We start from the raw sequence: 3,853 nt of genomic DNA on the forward strand, positions 1-3,853 counted from the left end.
CAGTTTGCGCACGATGTCTTCTGCGGAGTGCCGCTTCCGACCAGCCATACGTTCATCGTCCCTTCTCGCCCGACATCGGGCCACAGGACTCTAGAACTTGCTGGACTCATTCAGCGGGAACACGCCATTCCCACTCTGTCGAAGTGGAGCTTTCCTCGTTCGAAGTACGCGAAATGATACGAACCGTCCTTGTCAACGTAGATGTTGAGGCCGTCGTTGGTGAGTAGTCCGACGGACAAGGGGCGCACACCGAGACGCTCCGAGATATCGTCAATCTTGGCCTGTAGTTCCTCGGACTTATCGTCCAAGGGGTGGTCCGTCGTCATCCGCACTCCCTCGTTGACCAGCTCTCTGACGCTTACCTTCACGCCCTCGGGCCTATAGCCGCCCTGAACTAGTTAACTCAGCGAGGCGGAACGACCGAGTCAGGTGTGGAACCACCGGTTGCCGCAGGGCCCCAGTACTTTTCCGCATTAGCTCGACGCAAAGCCCGCAGTTCTGCACACACATTCTCGATTGTTGAAGGATCGGAGAATAGATCCGCCACGCGCTGCTCGTTCGCCCGTACCCAGTTGAGTTCTCCTGTCGCTGGAAGGTACTGAATCTCGTCAAGTGCGTCGACGTACTGCCTGATGAGCGACACCCAGAACCAGTTGTCTGACGACAGCAGTCGAGTAGGTGCAAGGCTCAACTGCATCTGCCCACGATCGTTGACAATGAGCCAACTCAGCTCTGGGCCCGTAACTGTCAAAGATGCGTTGATTGCGTTTGCGCCACTCGCCTTCGAGTTAGTTATGCGGTTGGCCGAGTTTGAATACAGGAACTCGAAGTGTTTTACGAAGAGTTCCAGAAGTGCTTTCATTGTCACCTGCCCGTTGTTGACGGAACGAAGGTTGTGTCATCGACCCGTTGATAGCCGTGTTCCATGATGTAGCGCAGCTCAGCTCCAGTGTAAGTATCGGGGCGAATCTCGTAGAACGGAACAGATAGCTTGATGGTGTCGCCGTTGGAGATCGCGGAATCCAGAACGTGCTGGTTGGCGGCCAGTTGTTGACTCGGAGTGTAGGAATACCAGTCATCGCCAAGATCGAAGTAGCTCGAACCTCGTTCCTGGGCCACTTGGATATAGGAATCTCCACCGTTCGCCGGGGCGAACGGCCCCAGCACCGTCTCACCGCTGCCCGTCAAATATTGCTCAGACTGGCGCACCAGCTCTGGACCCATGTGGTCAAGCGGGTTAGGCATGGTGAATTCGGGACGGGAGGTATCGAGGGGACTACCGAGTTCAAACGGCAAGACGTCGGCATGGGTCGGCCCATGTCCGAGCGTGTAATCGCCGGCAGATCCATCAAACCCTTGCGGCGCTCGAACCTCGAGTGAGTGGTGGCTGAAGTCTTCCGGGGCGTCGAGATCGGTGAGGGCCGTTCTCGCGAGCACGGCTTCACCGCCGAAGATGAGTGCGGGTGTGCTCATGACTCCATCCGCTGCCTTCTCGCCGAGGTAGTACGCGGCGCTGGGCGAGTCCAGCGCATTCTGCACCTCTCCGATCGCAGAACCAATAGGATCGACAACCGCCTTGTGGAGTCCTTCTGCCACTCCTACCCACGATTGCTGGAGGGCGTCCATCCCTTCTTGTCCTGTGAGGTCCTTGACCAATTGTTCTGTGGCGAACCAGCGGTCACCGAAGCCCTCGCCGAAACCAGGGGCGGGCATCCCGCCAGGTTCGGGCGGCGAAACGTAGTCGGGTAGCGGCTGCTGGGCTCGAGAAACGATCTCGTTGAGGCACTGCTCGATTTGATCCGCAGGCACACCATCACGTTTCATCACTTCACGTGCCACAGACTTGAATTCGTCCACCGCACGAGGGTTCAGTGGGATCGGCGTAGGAGACGAAGCTGGTTGTCCCAGGAGATCCCGCAAGCTGGTCGGTGGTGACTGAGCACCTGACGAAGTCACATCGGCCGAATGCGCCTGCTCGGGTGCCGGCATCTGCCCGGGGGCGCCGACCGGACCGCCGCCCCCGCCGCTGGTAAGTGCAGCAACTTCTGGCTGACCACCAACGCTGTGATCTGTCGCAGAGGAACCGGGAGAAGGACTCATCCCGCCAGCCATGTCGATGGCATTTGCCAGCGCGATGTCGACCACATTGGCCTCGGAAATCAACTTGTCGACCCGCGGCTGCAGCTGCTCCTGTTTGAGGAGAAGTTCGATCGGACTGCCTGCAAACCCAGCTGTGGCGACCACCCGACCCGAAACCGGATCGATCTCCATGCCGAGCACCGCGGCATCGGACTTCAGTGTCGCCAACTCGACTTTGATGCGTTCGATTTCATCGGCGGCACTGCGGGCCGCGTTGGCTACCGTCAGAGCCTCCAGGTCATGAGCATTCAGGTCCGCCCGCGTCCTGCCGATCGCTTCCTTAGCGGCGGCTGCTGCTTCGCCGCCCCATGTCACAAAGGCGGGCAGCGTCGCCAGGCCGTTGGCTGCATCCTGTACCGCCTGGGCGCGACTACTGGCTGCGTGGAACACCTCACGGACATCGCCGGCATCCCAGCATTCAACATCGGCGATGGTCAGGGTCATGACACCTGGCCGCTACATCTGCCTGGCGATGGATTCTGCTTGCTGCCCCGGAATCTTCAGTAACTCGGCGTGACGCTCCTCCATGGCACAGAACTCTTGGGCGCAGCTGTGGAGATTCTGCGCGTGATCACTCATTTGTGTGAGGAGTGCGGCCGTGGTCGTCGACCATGCCGCAAGGCGGGTGGCCATGGAACCTGCCGAACGCCCTTGCCATCCGAGCTGTGCACTCTCAATCCGACTGTCCGCCGAGGTGTGCTTCATCGCAACGTCTTCACCGTGGCCCGTCACCGCGGTTCCCGAGGACACCAGATCCTCGATGTTCACCCTTATCGCCACAGCGACCTTCCTGACCATTCGTTGCTGGTTCATGCATGCTTAGCAGCGAACCGGAAACCGCGCCAGTCACCCGCTGCTGGACGCAGCCTTGTGCCGCGCCACCCAGCATCCCAGCCACAGCAATCGCGACCTGATCCGCGGACCGACCATCATTTCCTCATAAAACTCCCGCCGGCCCGGATTCGCCGGGGGTCTGACGATCCCTGGTTGGGCTGGGTGAAGGTCCGTCAGACTTGGCTGATGGATCAGGACCAGTTGGCCGACTTCCTGCGGATCCGCCGCGAGGCACTCAGACCAGAGGACGTGGGACTGCCCAACGGGCCGCGGCGGCGCGCTGTCGGCCTGCGCCGCGAAGAGGTTGCAGCCCTGGCGGTCATCTCGACCGACTACTACAACCGGATGGAACAGCAGCGCAGATCGCAGCCCTCCGTCGCCGTCGTCGCTTCCCTGGCGCGGGCGCTGCGGCTGACCCCGGACGAGCGTGACCACCTGTACCGGCTGGCCGGGCACAACGCTCCGGCCCGCGCCCTCGGCGGCGATCTGGTCAGCCCGGCGACCTTGCGGATCCTGGACCGGCTCCAGGACACCGCCGCGCAGGTGGTGCCGCGCTGGGTGAAACGCTGGTGCAGACTCCCCCGGCGCAGGCGCTACCCGGTGACCACACGCGGCACCAGGGGCTGGCCCGCAGCGTGGTCTATCGCTGGTTCACCACCGAAGCGTCTCGGGCACTGCACCTTCCCGAGGATCAGGAAGCCGTCGCGCGCACGTTCGTGGCCAGTGCGCGGGTGGCCTACGCACGCGACGGCACCGGTTCCCGCGCTGCCCACATCGTCGACGCGCTGCTGGAGCGCAGCCCCGACTTCGCCACCCTGTGGAAACACCACGACGTCGCCCAGCCGGCGGAATTACGCAAACGCATTCTGCATCCGAAACT

At 61.7% G+C, this 3,853-nt stretch carries 5 protein-coding genes and 1 pseudogene; 2 read left to right on the forward strand and 4 right to left on the reverse strand.

Going from position 1 to position 3,853, the window contains the following annotated elements:
* Nucleotides 1-110 precede the first annotated feature (110 nt).
* The 4 genes from WBB07_RS12130 to WBB07_RS12145 form a co-directional block, all read right to left on the reverse strand.
* Nucleotides 111-326 carry a hypothetical protein gene (locus WBB07_RS12130; RefSeq protein ID WP_526307956.1) on the reverse strand — a complete coding sequence of 72 codons (216 nt, stop codon included), beginning with the start codon at nucleotides 324-326 and terminating at the stop codon, nucleotides 111-113.
* Nucleotides 327-403: 77 nt separating this feature from the next.
* A complete protein-coding gene (locus tag WBB07_RS12135; RefSeq protein WP_526307958.1) occupies nucleotides 404-862 on the reverse strand; it encodes a hypothetical protein in 459 nt (152 codons plus the stop codon).
* A gap of 2 nt (nucleotides 863-864) precedes the next feature.
* Entirely contained in the window at nucleotides 865-2,583 is a 1,719-nt protein-coding gene (locus WBB07_RS12140; protein ID WP_526307961.1) for an Rv0964c family protein, read from the reverse strand.
* A gap of 12 nt (nucleotides 2,584-2,595) precedes the next feature.
* A complete protein-coding gene (locus WBB07_RS12145; RefSeq protein ID WP_526307963.1) occupies nucleotides 2,596-2,952 on the reverse strand; it encodes a WXG100 family type VII secretion target in 357 nt (118 codons plus the stop codon).
* A 207-nt stretch (nucleotides 2,953-3,159) separates the two neighbouring features.
* Here WBB07_RS12145 and WBB07_RS12150 point away from each other — a divergent pair.
* Together WBB07_RS12150 and WBB07_RS12155 are read left to right on the forward strand one after the other, a co-directional pair.
* Nucleotides 3,160-3,351: pseudogene (locus WBB07_RS12150) on the forward strand (helix-turn-helix domain-containing protein); the annotation flags it as partial.
* A gap of 191 nt (nucleotides 3,352-3,542) precedes the next feature.
* On the forward strand, nucleotides 3,543-3,853 hold a 311-nt coding region (locus WBB07_RS12155; protein ID WP_526307965.1), incomplete at its 3' end, for an MmyB family transcriptional regulator.

Source organism: Mycobacterium sp. (genome assembly GCF_049647605.1).
Classification (GTDB): Bacteria; Actinomycetota; Actinomycetes; order Mycobacteriales; family Mycobacteriaceae; genus Mycobacterium.

What these genes read in the sequence shown, in the direction of transcription:
- WBB07_RS12145 (WP_526307963.1), bottom strand. Translation starts at nt 2,952, where the DNA reads ATGAACCAGCAACGAATGGTCAGGAAGGTCGCTGTGGCGATAAGGGTG.
- WBB07_RS12135 (WP_526307958.1), bottom strand. Translation starts at nt 862, where the DNA reads ATGAAAGCACTTCTGGAACTCTTCGTAAAACACTTCGAGTTCCTGTAT.
- WBB07_RS12130 (WP_526307956.1), bottom strand. Translation starts at nt 326, where the DNA reads ATGACGACGGACCACCCCTTGGACGATAAGTCCGAGGAACTACAGGCC.
- WBB07_RS12140 (WP_526307961.1), bottom strand. Translation starts at nt 2,583, where the DNA reads ATGACCCTGACCATCGCCGATGTTGAATGCTGGGATGCCGGCGATGTC.